Origin of the sequence: Micromonospora sp. DT228 (assembly GCF_049841595.1) — a bacterium.
Lineage (GTDB): Bacteria > Actinomycetota > Actinomycetes > Mycobacteriales > Micromonosporaceae > Micromonospora.
The window spans coordinates 129,848-149,863 of sequence record NZ_JBNCKO010000019.1; the positions used below are offsets into that span (position 1 = coordinate 129,848).

At 74.1% G+C, this 20,016-nt stretch carries 16 protein-coding genes; 9 read left to right on the forward strand and 7 right to left on the reverse strand.

Translation table 11 applies throughout. From position 1 onward, the window contains the following. Nucleotides 1-42: 42 nt before the first annotated feature. Nucleotides 43-1,800: an NAD+ synthase gene (locus tag ACLQ29_RS29745; RefSeq protein ID WP_425774719.1), complete on the reverse strand. Its 1,758-nt coding sequence runs from the start codon at nt 1,798-1,800 to the stop codon at nt 43-45. A gap of 259 nt (nt 1,801-2,059) precedes the next feature. On the opposite strand from ACLQ29_RS29745, the gene glnA reads away from it, so the two are divergent. The 4 genes from glnA (at nt 2,060) to ACLQ29_RS29765 (ending at nt 5,624) form a co-directional block, all read left to right on the forward strand. After that, on the forward strand, nt 2,060-3,409 hold the full coding sequence (gene glnA, locus ACLQ29_RS29750; protein WP_357809817.1) for a type I glutamate--ammonia ligase: 1,350 nt from the start codon (nt 2,060-2,062) through the stop codon (nt 3,407-3,409). 89 nt (nt 3,410-3,498) lie between these two features. After that, complete coding sequence (locus ACLQ29_RS29755; RefSeq protein WP_357070446.1) at nt 3,499-3,924, forward strand: DUF350 domain-containing protein; 426 nt, start codon at nt 3,499-3,501, stop codon at nt 3,922-3,924. A gap of 291 nt (nt 3,925-4,215) precedes the next feature. Next, entirely contained in the window at nt 4,216-4,908 is a 693-nt protein-coding gene (locus tag ACLQ29_RS29760; protein WP_425774720.1) for a helix-turn-helix transcriptional regulator, read from the forward strand. A 344-nt stretch (nt 4,909-5,252) separates the two neighbouring features. Then, on the forward strand, nt 5,253-5,624 hold the full coding sequence (locus ACLQ29_RS29765) for a VOC family protein (protein WP_425774721.1): 372 nt from the start codon (nt 5,253-5,255) through the stop codon (nt 5,622-5,624). Nucleotides 5,625-5,767: 143 nt separating this feature from the next. Here the strand turns inward: ACLQ29_RS29765 and ACLQ29_RS29770 are convergent, their stop codons facing one another. Next, nucleotides 5,768-6,292, reverse strand: a complete 525-nt coding sequence (locus ACLQ29_RS29770; RefSeq protein WP_425774722.1) for a hypothetical protein — start codon at nt 6,290-6,292, stop codon at nt 5,768-5,770. Nucleotides 6,293-6,474: 182 nt separating this feature from the next. Here ACLQ29_RS29770 and ACLQ29_RS29775 point away from each other — a divergent pair, with 182 nt between their 5' ends. After that, nucleotides 6,475-7,371: a virginiamycin B lyase family protein gene (locus tag ACLQ29_RS29775; protein WP_425774723.1), complete on the forward strand. Its 897-nt coding sequence runs from the start codon at nt 6,475-6,477 to the stop codon at nt 7,369-7,371. A 330-nt stretch (nt 7,372-7,701) separates the two neighbouring features. On the opposite strand, the gene ACLQ29_RS29780 is transcribed toward ACLQ29_RS29775, so the two are convergent. Both ACLQ29_RS29780 and ACLQ29_RS29785 read right to left on the reverse strand, forming a co-directional pair. Continuing rightward, a complete protein-coding gene (locus tag ACLQ29_RS29780) occupies nt 7,702-8,622 on the reverse strand; it encodes a S66 peptidase family protein (protein ID WP_425774737.1) in 921 nt (306 codons plus the stop codon). Nucleotides 8,623-8,963: 341 nt separating this feature from the next. Then, entirely contained in the window at nt 8,964-9,728 is a 765-nt protein-coding gene (locus ACLQ29_RS29785; RefSeq protein ID WP_425774724.1) for a hypothetical protein, read from the reverse strand. A 242-nt stretch (nt 9,729-9,970) separates the two neighbouring features. Between ACLQ29_RS29785 and ACLQ29_RS29790 the strand changes: the two genes are divergently transcribed. Next, entirely contained in the window at nt 9,971-10,738 is a 768-nt protein-coding gene (locus ACLQ29_RS29790; RefSeq protein WP_425774725.1) for a type 1 glutamine amidotransferase, read from the forward strand. After that, nucleotides 10,738-13,911, forward strand: coding sequence for a bifunctional [glutamine synthetase] adenylyltransferase/[glutamine synthetase]-adenylyl-L-tyrosine phosphorylase (locus ACLQ29_RS29795; RefSeq protein WP_425774726.1), 3,174 nt, complete (start codon nt 10,738-10,740; stop codon nt 13,909-13,911). The genes ACLQ29_RS29790 and ACLQ29_RS29795 overlap by 1 nt, the downstream gene beginning before the upstream one ends. Nucleotides 13,912-13,918: 7 nt before the next feature. Here ACLQ29_RS29795 and ACLQ29_RS29800 read toward each other — a convergent pair whose 3' ends face one another. Beyond that, on the reverse strand, nt 13,919-15,508 hold the full coding sequence (locus ACLQ29_RS29800) for a hypothetical protein (protein WP_425774727.1): 1,590 nt from the start codon (nt 15,506-15,508) through the stop codon (nt 13,919-13,921). Nucleotides 15,509-15,552: 44 nt separating this feature from the next. On the opposite strand from ACLQ29_RS29800, the gene mptB (ACLQ29_RS29805) reads away from it, so the two are divergent. After that, on the forward strand, nt 15,553-16,953 hold the full coding sequence (gene mptB / locus ACLQ29_RS29805) for a polyprenol phosphomannose-dependent alpha 1,6 mannosyltransferase MptB (protein WP_425774728.1): 1,401 nt from the start codon (nt 15,553-15,555) through the stop codon (nt 16,951-16,953). A gap of 14 nt (nt 16,954-16,967) precedes the next feature. Next, nucleotides 16,968-18,485 (forward strand): polyprenol phosphomannose-dependent alpha 1,6 mannosyltransferase MptB, encoded by a 1,518-nt coding sequence (gene mptB / locus ACLQ29_RS29810; protein WP_425774729.1) that lies wholly within the window; start codon nt 16,968-16,970, stop codon nt 18,483-18,485. Between the two features lie 76 nt (nt 18,486-18,561). Here the strand turns inward: mptB (ACLQ29_RS29810) and ACLQ29_RS29815 are convergent, their stop codons facing one another. Continuing rightward, nucleotides 18,562-19,518 carry a hypothetical protein gene (locus ACLQ29_RS29815; RefSeq protein ID WP_425774730.1) on the reverse strand — a complete coding sequence of 319 codons (957 nt, stop codon included), beginning with the start codon at nt 19,516-19,518 and terminating at the stop codon, nt 18,562-18,564. Next, nucleotides 19,515-19,874, reverse strand: a complete 360-nt coding sequence (locus ACLQ29_RS29820) for a PadR family transcriptional regulator (RefSeq protein ID WP_357374090.1) — start codon at nt 19,872-19,874, stop codon at nt 19,515-19,517. Before ACLQ29_RS29820 ends, ACLQ29_RS29815 begins: the two co-directional genes overlap by 4 nt. Nucleotides 19,875-20,016: the final 142 nt, after the last annotated feature.

Consider the following 20,016-nt stretch of genomic DNA (forward strand, 5'->3'; position numbering starts at 1 on the left):
GCCGGGCCGGCCACACCGACCCGGCGCCCCCGGGGGTACGCCTCAGCCGTGCTCGCGCCACCGGTTGGTGATCGGCAGGCGGCGGTCCCGGCCGAACGCCTTCATGGAGATCTTCGTGCCCGGCGCCGACTGGCGTCGCTTGTACTCGGCGGTATCCACCAGCCGCAGCACCTTGTCGACCACCGCCGGGTCGTGGCCCGACTCGACGAGCCCGTCGCGGCCGAGGTCACCGTCGACGTACCCGATCAGGATCGGGTCCAGCACGTCGTAGTCGGGCAGGCTGTCGCTGTCGAGCTGGCCCGGGCTCAGCTCGGCGCTCGGCGGTTTGCCGATCGAGTTCTCCGGAATCGGGGCCATCTCACCGCGCCGGTCCGCGTCCCCGTTGCGCCACTTCGCGAGCCGCCAGATCAGCGTCTTCCAGACGTCCTTGACCGGGTTGTAGCCGCCCACCGAGTCGCCGTACAGCGTGGAGTAGCCCACCGCCAACTCACTCTTGTTGCCGGTGGTCAGCACCAGGTGGCCCTCCTGGTTCGACAGGGCCATCAGGATCACGCCACGCACCCGGGCCTGGAGGTTCTCCACGGCCACCCCGGACAGCGACAGGTTGGCCAGGAAACCGTCCACCATCGGCTGGATCGGCTCGACGCGGTAATCCAGGCCGGTGCGCTTGGCCAGGTCGGCGGCGTCGGACCGGGAGTGCTCCGAGGAGTGCTGGCTGGGCAGCGACACACCGACCACCCGGTCCGGCCCCAGGGCGTCGACGGCGAGCGCGGCCACCACCGCCGAGTCGATGCCGCCGGAGAGCCCGAGCACCACCGACGGGAACCGGTTCTTGTTCACGTAGTCACGCAGGCCGAGCACGAGCGCATGCCACACCTCGGCCTCGTCGGCGACGGGCTCGATCAGCCCGCCGGTGGCGGCCGGACCGGACGGCGTGGGCGGAACGCCGTCCAGCACGTGGTGCGCCACCCGCATCCCGTCGGCGATGGTCTCCGTGGTCGGCGAGGTGGTGGCGGCCGGCAGGTCGACGTCGTGCACGAGCAGGTGCTCGACGAACTGCGGGGCCCGGGTGAGCAGCTCACCGTCGGCGCTCACGATCATCGAGTCGCCCTCGAAGACCAGCTCGTCCTGGCCGCCGGTCATGTTGACGTACGCGATGACGGCGCCCGCCTCGGCGGCCCGGCGGCGGACCAGCGGCAGCCGGATGTCGTCCTTGTTCAGCTCGTACGGCGAGCCGTTGATGTTGACCACCAGGCCGACCCCGGCCTGCCGGGCGGCGGCGAACGGCCCGCCGGACTGCCACAGGTCCTCACAGATGGTCAACGCGACGTCCACGCCGCCGATCCGCACCACCGTCAACGTGTCACCGGAGACGAAGTAGCGGTCCTCGTCGAAGACCCCGTAGTTGGGCAGGTGGTGCTTGAAGTAGCGGGCCGCGACGACGCCCCGGTGCAGCAGCGCGGCGGCGTTGCGGGCGCCCCGGCCCGGCTCGGCGTCCCCGCTGACCTGCGGCGGCCCGTCGGCGTCCAGGTAGCCGACCACGACCGGCAGCTCGCCGAGACCGTCGGCGGCGAGGTCGGCGGCGAGCCGCTCCACGGCGGCCTGGGACGCGGCGACGAAGGAGCGCCGGAAGACCAGGTCCTCGACCGGATACCCGGTCAGCATCATCTCCGGGAAGAGCACCAACTGGGCACCGGCATCGGCGGCCTGGCGTGTCCAGCTGCGGACCAGGTCGGCGTTTCCGGCGATGTCGCCGACGCTCGGGTTGACCTGGGACAGGGCGAGACGCAGGGTGGGCATGTCCTCATCTTGCCCCAGGCTCGACCGGACAATCCCCACCGTCCGACGAGATGGCCGCCACGCTGCCGGCACCGGGGGCGCGCAGCCGCGGCGGGTTGGCCCGTCAACGGCGGAGCACGCGCCCGCCGAGCGGGAGGCGAGGGGACGGCGAGCGGCAGTTCGCGTAACGTCTGCGTAACCAGGCCCGGGAAGACTGGGCGATCAGGTCGGGTGCAGCCCGACCAAGGCGGACAAAAGAGCGTCGCGAGGGGTTGGGGAAGTGGACCGTCAGCAGGAGTTCGTCCTCCGTACGCTGGAAGAGCGGGACATCCGGTTCGTCCGGCTGTGGTTCACGGACGTGCTGGGCACGCTCAAGAGCGTTTCGGTGGCGCCGGCCGAGTTGGAGGCGGCCTTCGAGGAGGGCATCGGCTTCGACGGCTCGGCGATCGAGGGTTTCGCCCGCGTCTTCGAATCGGACATGGTGGCCATGCCCGACCCGACGACCTTCCAGGTGTTCCCGTTCGAGGGCGGGGTCAGCGGCGAGAGCGCCCGGATGTTCTGCGACATCCTGCTGCCCGACGGAGGGCCCTCGTGGGCCGACCCCCGGCACGTGCTGCGCCGCGCGCTGTCCAAGGCCGCCGAGAAGGGCTTTACCTTCTACACCCACCCCGAGATCGAGTTCTTCCTGCTGGAGAACGGCCCCCAGGACGGCTCGGTGCCCACCCCGGTGGACACCGGCGGCTACTTCGAGCACACCACCCACGCCGTGGCGCGCGACTTCCGCCGCCAGGGCGTGCTGGCCCTGGAACGGATCGGCATCTCGGTGGAGTTCAGCCACCACGAGGTCGCGCCCGGCCAGCAGGAGATCGACCTGCGCTACGCCGACGCGCTCACCACCGCCGACAACATCATGACCTTCCGGCACGTGGTCAAGGAGGTGGCGCTCTCCACGGGTGTGCAGGCCAGCTTCATGCCGAAGCCGTTCACCGACCAGCCGGGCAGTGGGATGCACACCCACCTGTCGCTGTTCGAGGGGGAGCGCAACGCGTTCCACGACAGCGGCGACCCGATGAAGCTCTCCAAGGTCGCGAAGTCGTTCATCGCCGGCCTCCTGGTGCACGCCCGGGAATACACGGCGGTCACCAACCAGTGGGTCAACTCGTACAAGCGGCTCTTCCCGCAGGCCCTGCCGGACCGGATCACCGAGAGCCCGGCGTACGTCTGCTGGGGTCACCTCAACCGCTCCGCGCTGGTCCGGGTTCCCGCGTACGGCAAGCCCAACTCGGCCCGGGTCGAGGTCCGCTCGTTGGACTCGGCCGCCAACCCGTACCTGGCCTTCGCGGTGCTGCTCGGCGCCGGCCTCAAGGGCATCGAGGAGGGGTACGAGCTGCCCCCGGGCGCCGAGGACGACGTCTGGTCGCTGACCAGCGCCGAGCGGCGTGCCATGGGATACGAGGCGCTGCCGGAGAACCTCGCCGAGGCGATCGACGTGATGGCCGAGTCGGAGCTGGTCGCCGAGGTGCTCGGCGAGCACGTCTTCGACTTCTTCCTGCGCAACAAGCGGGCCGAGTGGGAGCAGTACCGCCGCGAGGTCACCCCGTACGAGCGGCAGCGTTACCTGGCGCTGTGAGCGCGGGGGGCTGACGCGGTTGCGCGCTGCCGCTATCGTCTCGATCACCGCGCCGGTACCCCTCCGGGCGGAGAGTCGGGAGGCAGTCGGTGCTGGAGGATCTGCTCAGCGGTGCCTGGCAGAGCGTCGTGTTCGGGATCGTGGGCGTGGGGCTGATGGCGGCCGGTTTCGGCCTGGTCGACCTGCTCACCCCCGGGCGGTTGCGGGACCTGATCTGGGTCGACCGCAACGCCAACGCGGGGCTGTTGCTGGCCGCCAACCAGCTCGGCATCGCCGGGATCGTCTTCACCGCGATCCTGACCAGCTACAGCGACTTCGGCAGGGGGCTCGCCTCCACTGTGCTGTTCGGGCTCGTCGGCCTGGCCATCATGGCGCTGGCCTTCGTGGTGCTGGACCTGCTCACCCCGGGCAAGCTCGGCGAGGTCATCTGCTCGCCGGAGCCGCACCCGGCGGCCCGGGTCAGCGCCGCCACCCACTTCGGCGCCGCGCTCATCGTCTGCGCCTGCATCGCCTGACGGCGGCTGTCCGCGCCCGTGCTGGCGGCCGTCGTCGTGCCGGCGTCGGCGTGCCAGCTCGGCGTCGCGTCGCTGTGCGGGGTCGGCGTCGCTGTGCGGGGTCGGCGTCGTCGTGCGGGCTCGGGGTCGCTGTGCGGGGTCGGCGTCGTCGTGCGGGCTCGGGGTCGCTGTGCGGGGTCGGCGTCGTCGTGCGGGCTCGGCGTCGGCGTCGCTGTGCGGGGTCGGGGTCGGGGTCGGCGTCGTGCGGGCGGCCGCTGCGGGGCGTCGTACCCCGGTCGTAGCGTGCGGGGCATGAACCGTACGGATCGGCTCTACGCGTTGGTCGAGGAGCTGCGGGCGGTGTCGCCACGGCCACGCAGCGCGCGTTGGCTGGCCGTCCGCTTCGAGGTCAGCAGCCGGACCATCGAGCGGGACATCGGCGCGCTCCAGGAGGCTGGCGTGCCGATCTGGGCCGAGTCCGGGCGCACCGGCGGCTACGTCCTGGACCGCAGCCGTACCCTGCCGCCGGTCAACCTGACCGCGGCCGAGGCGGTGGCGATGGCCGTCGCGCTGCACCGGCTCGACGGCACGCCGTTCGCCGGGCCGGGCGCCACCGCGCTGCGCAAACTGGTGGCGGTGCTGCCGGCCGCCGACGCCGCCGAAGCGCACCGCCTCGCCGGACGGGTGCACCTCGTCGGCGACGGACCGGCCACGCCCGTCCCGGCCGTCGTCGCCGACGCGGTCGCCGCGCGGCGGGTGCTGCGCATCCGGTACGCCGACCGGGCCGGCGCGGACTCGACGCGCGACGTCGAGCCGCTGGGCTACCTCGGCAACCCCCGACACTGGTACCTGCTCGCCTGGTGCCGGCTCCGCGACGAACTGCGGTGCTTCCGTACCGACCGGATCCGCAGCGTCCAGGCGCTGCCCGACGTGGTGGTCCGGGAGTTCCGCCCGACGGATCTGGACATCCCGCACGAACGGGTCCGCGCGCTGAGCCTGGTCTGAGGCGCCCGAGTGCGCCGGCTTCGGGTGTCCTGGCTCGGGTGTCCTGGCTCGGGTGTCCCGGCTCGGGTGTCCTGACTCGAGTGTCCGGCTCGAGTGTCCCGGCTCGGGTGTCCCGGCTCGGGTGTCCCGGCTCGGGTGTCCCGGCTCGGGTGTCCCGGCTCGGGTGTCCCGGGGCCGAGTGTCCCGGTGGCGAGTGTCCTGGTCGCGGCGTCCCGGCTGGGCGTCCCGGTCGCGACGGACCCCGTCGGGTGACCCGGAAACACCGACAGGACGGTGTCGCGGACGACCCCGAGACTGCTCCCGACGGCGGCCGAACGACCGCACGCGAAACCTGGAGGCAGCAGATGTCAACCACGCCCATCACCTGGTTCGAGATCGGCACCGACCGGCCGGAGGAGGCGGAACGTTTCTACGGAGAGCTGTTCGGCTGGACCTTCGAGGAGCAGGGCTCGGTCGACGACGGGTCGTACCGCGTGACCGGGGCCGGCGGGGACACCGGAATCGGCGGAGCGATCCGGGCGACTGACGGGTCCTCGCCGAACTACGCGGTGTTCTACGCCGAGGTCGCCGACGTGGCGGAGACCTGCCGACGGGCCGAGGCTGCCGGCGGCCGGGTGCTGGTGCCGGTACGGACGGCCCCGAGCGGGCTCACGTTGGCCCACCTGCTCGACCCGGCCGGCAATCACCTGGGCGTGTTCAAGCCCCCGCCGGCCTGACGCCCCTTGCGGGCCTGGGGCGGTGATCGACTCGGTTTTCGTGATTCGGGGGTGTCGGGCGGTCTTGGATACCGCAGGATCACGGAAAGCGAGTGGATCATGCCTGGGGCAGGCCCGGTGTGGCCTGGGCCTGCCCCGAAGAACTACTTGCCCGGCGTAGCCGCGGGGGCGCCGGCACCGCCTGGGCCGCCGGCACCGCCGTGACCGCCTGGGCCGCCGGCACCGCCTGGGCCGCCGTGACCGCCTGGACCGCGGTGGCCGGCGAGGCCGGGGAAGACACCGGTCTCGACGGCCTTGGTGATGGCGTCGGCCTGCTCCTGGGTGAGCTTGCCGTCCTTGACCGCCTGGTCCAGCCGTTGCTTGAGCGCGGCCTGCCGGTCCTCGGCCGACGGGCGCTGCGGCCGGTCGGCCGGCCGGTGCTGCTCACGGACCTTTTCCAGCGCGGCGGTCACCTTGTCGGTGGGAACGCCCAACTCCTTCGCGAGCGCCTCGGCGAACTCGTTCTGCCTGTCGGCCTTCGCGCCGGGAGCCGGGGCGGTGCTGGCGCTCGGTGTCGGCGTCGGGGTGTCCGCGGCGAAGGCGATGGTCGGGGCCGCGATCCCCACGCCGAGGACGCCGGCGGTCGCCAGGCCGGCCAGCAGATGCTTCCGACGGATGGTGCGGGACATGCTGTCCTCCAGAAGGTCGGTGACGCTGTTGTCATCACCGACAGTGACCAGCCAGCCTGGGCGCAACCCGTGGCGAACCTGTCAGCGGCCTGACAATCCGGGTGGGTGGGAGGTCAAATCGGTTGCGTCGTCGCTGGCGGAGCCGTCAGGGTTGGCGGTTCACCGACGGAAGGACGCAACTGGTGCTGAACGTCGAGATTCGGGAGATACCGCTCGTCGAGCCGGGCGCAGGCCCGTACGGCATCGCTGCCGGCCCCGACGGCGCGTTGTGGCTGACGCTGGTCCACGGCGGCGGGATCGCCCGCCTGGGCCCCGACGGCGCGGTCCGGACCTACCCGCTGGATCCGCCGGGCGGCCGTCCGTTGATCATCACAGCCGGGCCGGACGACGCCCTCTGGTTCACCCGCTCGGGGGACGACCGGATCGGTCGGCTCAGCGTCGACGGCGCGCAGCGCACGATCACCCTGCCGAGCGGCACCGGGCCAGGAGGCATCGCCGCCGGGCCCGATGGCGCACTCTGGTACGCCGGGATGACCTCCGACACGATCGGCCGGCTGGACACCGACGGTACGGTCACCGCGTTTCCGCTGCCGGTGACGGGCGGGTTCGCCTCGATGATCACTGCCGGCGCGGACGACGCTCTCTGGTTCACTCTCCACCAGGCGAACGCGATCGGGCGGATCGACCTCGACGGCAGGGTGACACTGCATCCGTTGCCCACCCCGGACGCCGGCCCGGTCGGCATCACGCTCGGTGGCGACGGCGTCATCTGGTTCGTGGAAATCGCCGCCGGTCAGCTCGGCCGGATCACCCCCGATGGCCGGATCACCGAGCTGCCGCTGCCGGATCGGGCGGCCCGCCCGCACGCGATAGTGGCCGATCCGGCCGGCGGCGCCTGGTTCACCGAGTGGGGCGCCAACCGGATCGGTCACGTCGATCCCACCGGACGGATCGACGGCTACGCCCTACCCACCCCCGGGGCCGAACCACACGGCATCACGCTCACCGCCGACGGCATCTGGGCCGCCCTGGAAACCGGCGCAGTAGCCCACCTAACCCAAACCCAAACCCCCACCTGAACCCCACCCCCGCCCGAACCCCACCCCCGCCCGAACCCCACCCCCACCCGAACCCCACCCCCACCCGAACCCGAACCCCACCCGAACCCGAACCCCACCCCCACCCGAACCCCACCCCCGCCCGAACCCGGTGTTGATCATGGTGTTATTGCCGCGACACGCCGTGGCGAGCGACTACAACCTCATGATCACCGGGGAAGGCGGCCGGGCGGCCGGGCGGCCGGGGGCCAGGGGCCGGGCGGCCGGGGGCCGGGCGGCCGGGGGCCGGGCGGCCGGGGGAGAGGGGCCGGGGGGAGGGGGCCGGGGGGAGGGGGAAGGGGAGGTAGGGCGTTACTGGACTGCGGGGGCCACCTTTAGGGTGTTGGTTCTGGTGTTCAGTGTTGCTGTGGTGCCGAACGGGACCGTCAGTTGCCCGTGACCGTGGCCGATCGGCAGGCCGCCGAGCACCGGCACGCCCAGGTCGCCCAGGCGTTCGGTGAGGACGTCGACGACCGTGGTGTCCCAACCGTCGCCGCAGTCGGTGAACTGCCCGACCGCCACGCCGGCCAACCCGTCCAGGGCTCCCGCCCGACGCAGGTGGGTCAGCATCCGGTCGACCTTGTACGGGGGTTCCTGCACGTCCTCGATCAACAGCACCGCACCGGTCAGGTCGGGCAGGTCCGGGGTGCCGATCGACGCGGCGATCATGCACAGGTTGCCGCCGAGCAGGGTGCCGGTGGCGCGCCCCGGGACGCGTACGCCGAAGGTGTCCTCGGTGGGCACTGCGGTGATCGCCACCGGCTCGGTCGTCATCAGCGCCGCGTGCAGGGACTCGGCGGAACGCAGCGGGGTCCGCTCGTCCCGCCAGGCGGCCCCCGGCCCGTGCACCCCGGCCAGCCGGGCGCCCCGCCACAGTGCGAACTGCAACGCGGTGATGTCCGAGAATCCGGCCACCACCTTCGGGTCGCGGCGGACGGCGGCCATGTCGATGGAGTCCACGATCCGCTGGACGCCGTACCCGCCCCGGGTGCAGATCACCCCGCGTATCCGCGGGTCGGCGAACGCCGCGTTCAGGTCGGCGGCGCGCAGGTCGTCGGTGCCGGCGAGGTAGCCGTGGCGGGCGTACGCGTTCGGTGCCGGCACCGGCCGCAGCCCCCAGCCGATGAGCAGTTCCATGCCCCGGGCGACCCGCTCCGGTGAGGTCGGCCCGGACGGTGACACCAGCAGCACCGTGTCACCCGGTCGCAGCACGGGCGGGCGGACGGCGGCCATGTCCTCGTTGATCACAACCGCAGAGCCTAGTGCTGTGACCACTAACGTTCACCGGGTTGTCGGTGGTGTTGTGGTTCCTCGCCCAGACGTTGTCGGAAGCGAGCGACTCCCCACCGATGGTGGGGCGGGCCTCAGCCGGCCAACTGACCCTGACACCGCTGGTGGGCGGCGTGGGTCACGCCGGGACAGCCCGGCACCGGGAAGGTGTCGGCCTGCTCGACGGTGCGTGATGACCGCACCCATGTCGGGTGCGGTGGTGGTGACGCCGCCCGGGGTCCGGGTGGCGATGGTGAACGCCGCGGCAACATCACGATGCCCGACGAACCCGCAACTCCTGCACATCATGGTCCGCCCGCGGGGCTTGACCACTTTGCGCCGGCACACCGGGCAGGCGCACGGGCGGCGGTCGCCCGGCGGCGGCCTTTCGTGTCGGCCAGGTGCTGACGGTGCTCGGCGCGGATCGCCCGGCCGGACACCAGCAACATCTGCCCGTCACCGGCTGCCACCGCGTACGGGTGAATGATGCCCAGGTCGACCCCGGCGACCCGCCCCCGCTGCGGCTCCCGACCCGCAGGGTAGGTCGCGACCGGAAGCTCCGCGGTGACCTCGACCCACAACCGCCCCTGATCGAACACCAGCGTCACCGACCGCACCGCATCATGAGGGTAGGGAACCGCCCGGTCCAGGCGCACCACCAGCGGCGGGCTCCCGGCCGAGGTCGGCAACCGCAGCCGCCGTTGACTCAGACCGAACGTGCCGTGATACCAGCGGACCGGCATCAACGACCGTCGCCGCCGCGGATACCGCACCTCACCATGCCCCGCCCCGCGGCGGGCGGCAGCGCTGAACCACGCATCAGAATAGCGACGCAACACCGACCGGGCGCCGGTCGAGTCGAGCTCACCGAACGTGCCCGGACCAGACGCGGCGAGCAGTCGACACAACTCCTGATAGCTCGCGACCGGCCGATCGTGACGACGATGCCGCCAGCTGTTGTATTCCAAGACACACGCCCAAAGATCCCCGGCCGCGCGGAGCAGGCCGAAGCAGCGTCGCCGCTGCGCCCGGGTCAGACGCAGGCCGACCCGGGCGGTGCGATGCACCACCCGCGGCGCTCCCGAATCCCTACGTCTGGGCATACCCGAAGCCAACCACGAGGATCTGACACAACCCGGCCAACGTTAGTGGACACAGCACTAGCGACCCCACCGGATCCGGGGCGGATGCCCGGCGTGCACGTCCCGAGCCACCGGCGAGCATCCCCGTAAACGGACCGCCCCGACGGCCGACAGTCGCACCGCCGGTGGCGGGGCGTGGCGTCCCGCGGTGCACCGGCTAGCCTCGACGGGTGGCAACCGCGCTGGTGATCGAGAACGACCCGACGGACGACGCGCGCCGGCTGGGTGAGTGGCTGACCGAGGCTGGGCTGGAACTGTCGGTGGTTCGCCCGCACGCAGGCGACGAACTCCCCGCCGACCTGGAGGGGTACGCGGCGCTTGTGGTGCTCGGCGGCGACCAACAGGCGTACCCACTGTCGGACGGCTCCCCCGGGGCACAGTGGTTCCCCGCCGTGGAGGGCCTGCTGCGCAAGGCGGTGCGGTACCGGGTGCCCACCCTGGCGGTCTGCCTGGGCGCGCAGCTGCTCGCCACCGCGCACGCCGGGCTGGTCGAGCGGAGCCCGTCCGGGCCGGAGATCGGCCCCGGCGTGGTCGGCCGGCGCGACGCCGCCGAGAACGACCCGTTGTTCCGGTACGTGCCGTTGATCCCGGACGTGCTCCAGTGGCACTCCGACGAGATCACCGAGCTGCCCCGGGGCGCCACCCTGCTGGCCGCGTCCACCCGCTACCCGCACCAGGCGTTCCGGCTCGGCGACCGGGCCTGGGGGTTGCAGTTCCACATCGAGTGCGACGCGGCGATGATCGCCGACTGGGCCACCGATTCGGCCCAGCTCGCCGAGCTGGGCTACGACCCGGAGCTGGTGGTGGCGGCCTGCTCCTCGGTGCTGGCCGACGTCGAGGAGGTCTGGCAGCCGTTCGCCGCCCGGTTCGCCGCGCTGGCCCTCGGCGAGTTGGACGACAGCACGATGCGGCGCGGCCTGCCGCTGCTCGGGCACTGATGAGCCGGCCGACCAGGGCACCGGGCCGGCTCGCCCGGTACGGCTTCGGCACCGCCGACGGCGACGGCGGCGCGCGCGCCGCGGACCTGCTCGGCCCGGACGGGCTGCGGCTGTGGCAACCGGAGGAGCAGGAGCCGACCGACGAGGCCGCCGCGGAGCTGCTCGCCGCGCTGTCCCGGGCCGCCGACCCGGACCTGGCGCTGCGGCAGCTACACCGCATCGTGGAGGCCGAACGCCGCACCACCGGCGGCAGCGCCGAGGGTCGTGCGACCGGCGGCAGCGCCGAGGGCCGCACGAGCGGCGGCAGCGCCGAACGCCGCACCACCGGCGGCAGCGCCGAGGGCCACACCACCGGCGGCAGCGCCGAGGGCCGCACGAGCGGCGGCAGCGCCGAACGCCACACCAGCGCCGAGTCGTCGCTGCTCGCGGAGCTGCACACCGACCCGGGGTTACGGCGGCGGCTGGTCGCGGTGCTCGGCGCGTCGGCGGCGCTCGGCGATCACCTGGTGGCCAACCCCGACCACTGCCTGGCGTTGCGGACCGCCCCGGACGGGCTCGCGCCGATCGCCGAGGGCCGGCTGGAGCCTACCGACGGCGGCAACGCGGTGGCGGCCTTGCGGACCGCGTACCGCTTGGCACTGCTGCGGATCGCGGCGGCGGACCTGACCGGCGGGCGCGGCCTGGAGCAGACGATGGGCGCGCTGTCGGCGCTTGCCGACGCGACGCTCGCCGCGGCGTACGAGATCGCCGTGACCGAGCTGGCCGAGGGCACCGAGCGGCCCCGGCTCGCGGTGGTGGCGATGGGCAAGTGTGGCGGCGGGGAACTGAACTACGTCTCCGATGTGGACGTCATCTTCGTGGCGGCCGAGGACGCCGACCTGCCGGCGGCGACCCTGGTGGCGACCCGGCTGATCCACATCTGCGGGCTCGTGGCCTGGCCGGTGGACGCCGCGCTGCGGCCGGAGGGCAACCGGGGTCCGCTGGTGCGAACGCTGGCCAGCCACCTGGCCTACTACCGCCGGTGGGCGCGCACCTGGGAGTTCCAGGCGCTGCTCAAGGCCCGCCCGGCCGCCGGTGACGTGCCGGTGGCCCAGGAGTGGATCGACCAGCTCGCGCCGCTCGTGTGGCGGGCGGCCGAACGGCCCGAGGCGGTCGAGGACGTTCGCGCCATGCGGCGCCGGATCATCGACCACATCCCGCCGAAGGAGCTGGAACGCGAGATCAAGCGTGGTCCCGGCGGGCTGCGCGACATCGAGTTCGCCGTCCAGTTGCTGCAACTGGTGCACGGCCGCGTCGACGAGACGCTGCGCGAACCCGGGACCATCCCGGCGTTGCGCGCGCTCGTCGCCGGCGGCTACGTCGGTCGGGCCGACGGCGAGGCGCTGCTGCGCGGCTACCGCTTCCTGCGCAGCGTCGAGCACCGGCTGCAACTTCAGGGCCTGCGTCGTACGCACACAGTGCCCGCCGAGCCGGGCGCGCTGCGCTGGCTCGCCGGCGCGCTGGGTTTCACGGCCACGCCGGGGCGCAGCGCCGTGGAGAGCTTCCGGGCCGAGTGGGTCACCCACGCGGCCGAGGTACGCCGACTGCACGCCAAACTGCTCTACCGGCCGCTGCTGGAGTCGGTGGCCCGGGTGCCGGCCGACGGGTTGCGACTCACCCCGGAGGCGGCCCGGCACCGGCTGGAGATTCTCGGCTTCGCCGACCCGGCCGGGGCGCTGCGCCACCTGGAGGCGCTCACCGGCGGGGTGAGTCGCACGGCGGCCATCCAGCGGACACTGCTGCCGGTGCTGCTCAGCGAGTTCGCCGACGCGCCGGAACCGGACCGGGGGCTGCTCAACTACCGCAAGGTCTCCGACAAGCTGGGCAGCACCCCCTGGTATCTGCGGCTGCTGCGCGACGGCGGCCCGGTGGCCCGGCGGTTGGCCCGGGTCCTCGCCCTGTCCCGGTACGTCGCCGACCTGCTCGCCCGGGACCCGGAGGCGCTGCGGCTGCTGGCCGAGGAGAACGAGCTGGCCCCCCGTCCGCCCGAGGTGCTCCGGGAGGGGTTCCTCGCGGCGGCGGCCCGGCACACCGACCCGGTCGAGGCGACCCGCGCGGTGCGCGCGCTGCGTCGTCGGGAACTGGTCCGGGTGGCCTGCGCGGACGTGCTCTGCCGGGCCGGCGCGCTCGCACCCACCCCGAGTCGGCCGGACGGCGCGAACCGGCCCGCCCCCGGGCTCGCCGACATCACCGAGGTCGGCACGGCGCTCGCCGACGTCACCGACGCCACGTTGGCCGCCGCGCTGCGCGCCGCTCGGGCAAGCCAGCCGGCCCCGGAGGGTCTGCGGTTCGCGGTGATCGGCGTGGGACGGCTCGGCGGGTACGAGTCGAACTACCTCTCCGACGCCGACGTGCTCTTCGTCTACGACCCGCCCGCCGGGGCCAGCGAGAGCGACGCCAGCGCCGCGGCGCACGCGATCGCCGAGGAGCTGCGCCGGCTGCTCGGCGTACCCGCCTCGGACCCGCCGCTCGGCGTCGACGCGGACCTGCGCCCGGAGGGGCGGCAGGGCCCGCTGGTGCGCAGTCTCGCCGCGTACGCGCAGTACTACGCCCGCTGGTCGCGGGTGTGGGAGGCGCAGGCGCTGCTGCGTGCCCGGTTCGTCTGCGGCGACGCCGACCTGGGCGCCGAGTTCGAGACGATGATCGACCCGGTGCGCTACCCGGCCGGCGGGCTGACCCGTGAGCAGGTCGTCGAGATCCGCCGGATCAAGGCCCGGGTGGAGACCGAGCGACTGCCGCGCGGCGCCGACCCGGCCACCCACACCAAGCTGGGCCGGGGCGGGCTCGCCGACGTGGAGTGGGCGGTGCAGCTCGTCCAGCTCCGGCACGCGGGCGCGGTCCCGTCGCTGCGCGACACGCGTACCCTCGATGCCCTCGCGGCCGCCGAGCGGGCCGGCCTGATCGACCCGGCGGACGCCGCCGAGATGGCTGCCGGGTGGTCCCTGGCCGCGCAGGTCCGCAACGCGTTGATGCTGGTCCGGGGCCGGGCCGGCGACCAGCTACCCCGGCACGGGGTGGAGCTGGCCGGGGTGGTCCGGCTGCTCGGGCGCGACGACCCGGGGGAGTTCCTCGACGAGTACCTGCGCACCGGCCGCCGCTCCCGCGCCGCCGCCCAGCGCGTGCTGGAGGCGTAGCGCTCGCTCAGCTACCGAGGGTGTACTCGCCGGGGCCGGGCACGGTGACCGTGGTCCAGTCCCCGTCGGCGGCGACCGTGGCGTCGCCGGACGCGACGAGCCACCGGCTGTGCCGAACGCGGACCGCCACCGGGCCGGCGGCCGGGGCCCGGAAGGTCACCGCCGCGCCGTCGGCGCGGATCAGCTCGGCGGGTGCGGCGACAAGCGGCGTCGGGTCGAGCACCGCCCAGACCCGCCAGTGCGGCCCGGACCAGACCGGCGTCAGGTAGGGCAGGCCGCCCTCGACAAGCTCCGCCTCGGCCCGGCCCACCCAGGACAGCGGGGCGTCCGGCAGCGCCACGTACTGCACGGCGTTCTCCGCCAGCCAGGCCCGGTAGCTGGCCGGGGTCAGCGCTACGCCGGTGCCGGCCGCGCCGGGCACCGTGGTGAAGAACAGCGGGTTGCGGTCGATGTCGGCCTGCCGCAGCCAACCGCGGGCCAACGGCACCTCACCGAGCCGGGCCGCCTCCCAGTAGTTTCGGGTCGGCGGCACCTCGACCCGGCCGGTGAGCCGCTGCCCGGCCAGGTACGCGCGCAGCGGCGCGTGGTAGCCCGGCGCGCTCGTCGGGTCGCCGATGCCGCGCAGGTCGGCGGGGACCGCCGGCGGCTGCCAGACGCAGACCCCCACCAGCAGCGCGGTCAGACCCACACCGCCGGCCAGTCGGGCGGCAACGGCCGACCGGCGGGCCAGCCGGTGGGACAGCCAGGCGGGCGGGCGGGCGGCGGCGGCCAGCACCGGCAACGCGAACATCGTCACCAGTCGGGTGGCGTTCAACCCCACAGGCGTGTGCACCACGGCGGCGGCGAGCACCCCGGCCGCGGAGAGCAGCGCACCGAACCGCACCGGCCGGTACGCCACCAGCGCCGCCACCACCAGGCTGGTCAGCACCGCGCGCACCGCGTCGGTGCGGCTGATGTTCATCCAGCCGCCGTCGCCGAAGAGCAGCGCCGTCGCGGCCAGCGGCACCGCCGCCGCGACACCGAGCGCCAGGCCGTCGGCGTACCGGCGGCCCAGCAGCAGCGCGACGCCCGCCAGGCCGACGAACAGGCCGGCCACCGGGCTGGTCGCCGAGGCCAGCAGCGCGCCGAGCGCGGCGAGCCCGAGCCGCCCTCGCCCTCTTCCACCCGGGGGTACGCCCCGACTCAGCGCGAGCAACGCGGCCAGCCCGAACGCCACGCCCAGGGCGTACGTGACCCGACCGGAGACCAGGTTGCCGGCCAGCGTGACCACCCCGACCAGGCTGCCGAGCAGTGGTCGGGGCACCTCGGCGCGGACCAGCAGCGCGGCCAGCGCGGCAGCCGACGCCACGAGCGCGAGCGCACCTGTCACCCGTACGCCGAGCAGGGCCATCACGGGCTGGGAGAGCAGGCTGTAGCCGAACTGCTGCACCCCGGCGTACCAGCGCAGGTCGACAGGTGTGGGGCCGTGGGCCGCGAAGAAGTCCGCCCGAGCCACCTGTGCGGCGAGGTCCGACCCCATCAGCGGCAGGGCCAGCCAGAGTGCGCCGAGCACGACCGCGGAAGCGGTGGTCACCGCCACCACCCGACTGCGCCGCATGCCCACCTCCGTACCGCGACCACCGTACTGGCAGCATGTCCGGCGTGCCTCACCACCTCGCGCGTTGGACCGGACTGGCGGGATCGGCGTTGCTCGCCGTCGCCGCGTTCCTCGGCGGCGCCCTGCCCGGCTCCCCCCTGCGCGCCAACCCGGTCAGCATCTGGCAGGGCCCGCACGGGCCGCTGGTCCTCGCCGCCTGGCTGGTCGGCACCGCGTTGCTGGCCTACGCCTGGTGGGCGCTGCGCGACTCGGTGCCGTCGACCCGCTGGGCGTTGACCACCATCGGGCTCTGGCTGCTGCCGCTGCTCGTCGCACCGCCGCTGGCCAGCCGGGACGTGTACGCGTACGCCTGCCAGGGCGCCAGCTACGCCGCCGGGATCAACCCGTACGAGCAGGGCGTCTCCGCGCTGCCCTGCCCCTGGCTGGACACCATCTCGTTCATCTGGCGGGACACGCCCGCGCCGTACGGGCCGCTGTTCGTGGCGCTCTCCGGCGCGGTGGTGAAGGCCACCGGCTCGCTGACCGGCGCGATCGTGGTGTTCCGGCTGATCGCGGTGGCCGGGGTGGCGTTGACCGCGGTCAGCCTGCCGGTGCTGGCGCGACGCGTCGGCGTACCCGCCGAACGGGCGATCTGGCTCGCGCTGGGCTGCCCCCTGGTCGCCGTGCACCTGGTCTCCGGCGCGCACAACGACGCCCTGATGGTCGGCCTGCTGGTCGCCGGGCTGGCGGTGATCGCCTCCCGGCCGGGCCGCCCCGGCCCGCTGCTCGCCGGCGGAGCGCTGCTCGGACTGGCCGCCGCGATCAAGGTGACCGCGCTCGTCGTGGTGCCCTTCGCAGCGCTCGCCGCGATCGTCGGCGGGTACTCGATCCGGGTTCTGCTCCGGCACGGCGGGTGGGTGGTCGGCGGCGCGGTCGCCACCGTGGCCGGGGTGACAGTCGCGGTGGGGCTGGACTTCGGCTGGGTCGCCGGGCTGGCCAGCGGCAGCGACGTGATCGCCTGGACGTCGCCGTCCACCGCGATCGGCCAGACCGTCGGCTACCTGGCGGTGCCGTTCGGCGGGCACATCGACGCGCTGCCGGTCACCAGAGGGATCGGCGTGGCGGTGCTGGCGCTGCTACTGGTCTGGCTCTGGTGGCGGGCCCGCACCCGGGAGCCGCTGTGGCACGCCGCGGTGGCGCTTGCCGCCACCGTCGCCCTCGCGCCGATCTTCCACCCCTGGTACTGGATCTGGCCGTTGGCCGTGCTCGCGGCCACCGCCCGACGGACCGGATGGTTCATCGTCGTCGCGCTCGTCGCGTCGTTCCTGGTGCTGCCCGACGGCACCGGCCTGCCCCGGTTCACCAAGACGGTCGGGGCGCCGCTGATGACGCTGTTGGTGATCGCCCTGGTCGTCCGGTTGGTACGGTCGGCTCGGGCGGCCCGTCAGCCGGTCGTCGCCGACTGAGGAAAGGTGCGCCGGTGACCGCTCCCGGTCCGCCGCCGTCACCGGCCGGCCCACCGCCGCCCGATCCGCCGCCGCGGCTGGCAGACGCCGCCCGATACGCGGGACTGGCCGGCGCGGTGCTGCTCGCCGTCGCCGCACACCTCGGTGGGGCACTGCCCGACGCCCAACTGGGCGCGACACCGGAGTCGATCTGGCGAGCCCCGGGCGGCCCGGCGACGCTTACCTGCTGGCTGGTCGGCACCGTGCTGCTGGTCGGGGCGTGGTGGTCGTTGCGCGGGGGTGCGCCGTCGACCCGGTGGGCGTACGTCACCGCCGGGCTGTGGGCGCTGCCGCTGCTCGTCGCGCCGCCGCTGGGCAGCCGGGACGTCTACTCGTACGCCTGCCAGGGCTGGACGTACGCGCACGGCGTCGACCCGTACGCGGTTCCGGTGGCGGCGGCGGGCTGCCCGTGGCTGGACGCGGTGGCGCCGATCTGGCGGGACACCCCGGCACCGTACGGGCCGGTGTTCGTGCTGCTCGCCGCGCTCGCGGTGACCCTGGGCGGCGGGCTCACCGGGACCATCGTTGCGCTGCGGTTGTGCGCCGTGGCGGGGTTGCTGCTGGGCGCGCTCTGCCTGCCCGGGTTGGCGCGCGCGGCCGGTGTGCCGGCCCGGCGGGCGGCCTGGCTGGCGCTGGCCGGCCCGCTGGTCGGGGTGCACCTGGTGGCCGGGGCGCACAACGACGCGGTGATGCTGGGCCTGCTGCTGTCCGGACTTCTACTCGTGGTCCGCCGGCCGGGTCGGTCGTCGTCATTGCTGGTGGCCGGGGTGCTGCTCGGGCTGGCGGTGACGGTGAAGGCGAGCGCCGTGGTCGTGCTGCCGTTCGCCGCACTGGCGGCGGTGCGGGGCCGCCACACCGTCCGGGCGCTGCTGCGCGACGGCGGCTGGCTGGCGGGCGGGGTGCTCGCGGCGCTGCTGGTCACGTCGGCGCTCTCCGGTCTCGGGCTGGGCTGGGTCGGCGGGCTGACCCGCAGCGGGGACTCCGAGCAGTGGACGTCGCCGCCCACCGCCGTCGGCCTGGTGGTGGACTACGCCGGCGCGCTGGCCGGGCGGGACCCGCAGGCGGTGCCGGTGGTCCGGGCGGTGGCGCTGCTGCTGCTCGCCGTGCTGCTGGCGCTGCTCTGGTGGCGAGCCTGGGGGGCGCTGGGCCGGCGCGACGACGCGCCCGACCGGATCGAGGCGTGCCGGGTGGTGCTGCTCGGTACCGGGTTGGCGCTGGCCGCGACGGTGGTCCTCTCCCCGGTCTTCTACCCCTGGTACGCCACCTGGCCCCTCGCTCTGCTGGCGGTCGCCGCCACGCGGACCACCTGGTTCGTGCTGCCGGCGGCGGTCGCGGCGTTCCTCACATTGCCCGACGGCACCAACCTGGCCCGGTTCGCCAAGGCTCCCGGAGCGGTCGCGATGACCGCGCTGGTGCTTGTCCTGCTCGTCCTCGTCCTGCGCCTGACGCACCGCCCCCGCCTGCCCAGACCGTTCGACCGGGGTCGATCATGAGGTTGGCGGCGCGCTCCGAGATCGAAGACACCGCCAACCTCATGATCAACGAATGCCGGGCGGCGCTCGCCTTCGGTCAGGAGGCGGGGGTGCGTCGGCGGGCCCGTCCGGCCAGCGCCACCGCGCCACCGAGCGCCGCCGGGCCGATCAGCGTCACGGCGGTCGCCGCCACGGCCAGGCCGAACCGGTCGACATTGGGTCCGCCGTGCAGGGCCGTGGGGCCGGCGGCGACCAGGTCGTGCAGACGGAGCATGCAGATCGGGGTGAGCAGGGTCAGCGCGGCCCACAGCCCCCGACGGTCACCGCCTACCAGTAGCCCGATCGCCAGCAGCAGCGTCACCGCCAACAGGGCCAGGCCCACGCCCTGCGGGATCTGGATGCTGGTCCAGCCGTAGTAGTAGTGGTCCTCCCACGGGTACAGCAGCTCCGTCGCGGCAGCGGCGCCGACGGCTGTGAGCGGCTGCGCCAGCCGCACCGGCATCGACAGCCGGTCCGGCAGGGCGAGCGCCACCAGCCCGAGGGCGACCTGGGGCAGCAGGATGAACAGCGGCGGTCGGGGCAGGCCGGCCAGCTCCGCGACGGGCACCACCACGACGGTGAGCAGCAGCGCGAGACCGATGGCCCGTCGCGCCCACCGGGCCGAGCCCACGGCCAGCGCGAGCGCCGGCAGGAGCCACCCCACCCACACCCCGGCACCGAGGGTGGCGACCGGCCCGAGTGCCGGGATGCCCCAGTAGGCCGCCGGGGGTCGCAGCTCCAGCACCGACCAGACCGCCGCGAGCGCGGTCGCGGTGAGCAGGGACAGCACCGCCGCGAGGCGTACCCCGGGGATCAGGCCGGCGGCCCCGACGGCCCGCAGCCGCTGGCGGACGCCGCCACGCGCGAGGTCCGCGGCGTCCGCCGGCGAGGGCCAACGCCGCTCCGGGCCGGCCAGGTCGAGGTACGTCCCGACGATCTCCGCGCCGCGGGCCCGCCGGTAGTCGGCGGGGTACGCGCGCAGCAGCCACAGGTAGCGCCGCTCCAGGTCCTTCATGCCAACCCCTCGGCGGTACGCGGGGCGAGTGGCCGGGTGGTGCGGGCGCGCAGCCGGGCGGTGGCGGCCTCGACGTTGCGGCGCAGCCGCTCGGTCTCGGCGGTGAGCGTCGCGTCGCCCGCGGGGGAGAGGCGGTAGTAGCGGCGTAGCCGGCCGTCCACGATCTCCTCCCGGTCGACCTCGACCAGGCCGGCATCGACCAGCCGGTCGAGTGCGCCGTAGAGGGTGCCCGGCCGGAGGTTGACCCGCTGGTCAGAGAGGCCAGCGACCTCGCGGATCAGCCCGTAGCCGTGCAGCGGCTCACCGGCCAGCGCGGTGAGGATGAGGAACGTCGGTTCCCGCAGGGGAGTGTCCATGGCGACAATGTAACGGACGCGAAGATATAACGGTAGGTGATACGTCTGGTGAGCGGGGAAACGGAACCGGGCCGGCGCCGCCGGACCCGGGGCCGGGCCGGGCGGCGGGGGCGAGACAGGGGGGGAGGGGGAGGAAATGGCG

Coding starts and splice junctions, on each gene's coding strand:
- ACLQ29_RS29745 (WP_425774719.1), bottom strand. CDS start 1,800: ATGCCCACCCTGCGTCTCGCCCTGTCCCAGGTCAACCCGAGCGTCGGC.
- ACLQ29_RS29760 (WP_425774720.1), top strand. CDS start 4,216: ATGAACCGTACGGATCGGCTCTACGCGTTGGTCGAGGAGCTGCGGGCG.
- ACLQ29_RS29765 (WP_425774721.1), top strand. CDS start 5,253: ATGTCAACCACGCCCATCACCTGGTTCGAGATCGGCACCGACCGGCCG.
- ACLQ29_RS29770 (WP_425774722.1), bottom strand. CDS start 6,292: ATGTCCCGCACCATCCGTCGGAAGCATCTGCTGGCCGGCCTGGCGACC.
- ACLQ29_RS29780 (WP_425774737.1), bottom strand. CDS start 8,622: ATGGCCGCCGTCCGCCCGCCCGTGCTGCGACCGGGTGACACGGTGCTG.
- ACLQ29_RS29795 (WP_425774726.1), top strand. CDS start 10,738: ATGAGCCGGCCGACCAGGGCACCGGGCCGGCTCGCCCGGTACGGCTTC.
- ACLQ29_RS29800 (WP_425774727.1), bottom strand. CDS start 15,508: ATGCGGCGCAGTCGGGTGGTGGCGGTGACCACCGCTTCCGCGGTCGTG.
- ACLQ29_RS29815 (WP_425774730.1), bottom strand. CDS start 19,518: ATGAAGGACCTGGAGCGGCGCTACCTGTGGCTGCTGCGCGCGTACCCC.
- ACLQ29_RS29820 (WP_357374090.1), bottom strand. CDS start 19,874: ATGGACACTCCCCTGCGGGAACCGACGTTCCTCATCCTCACCGCGCTG.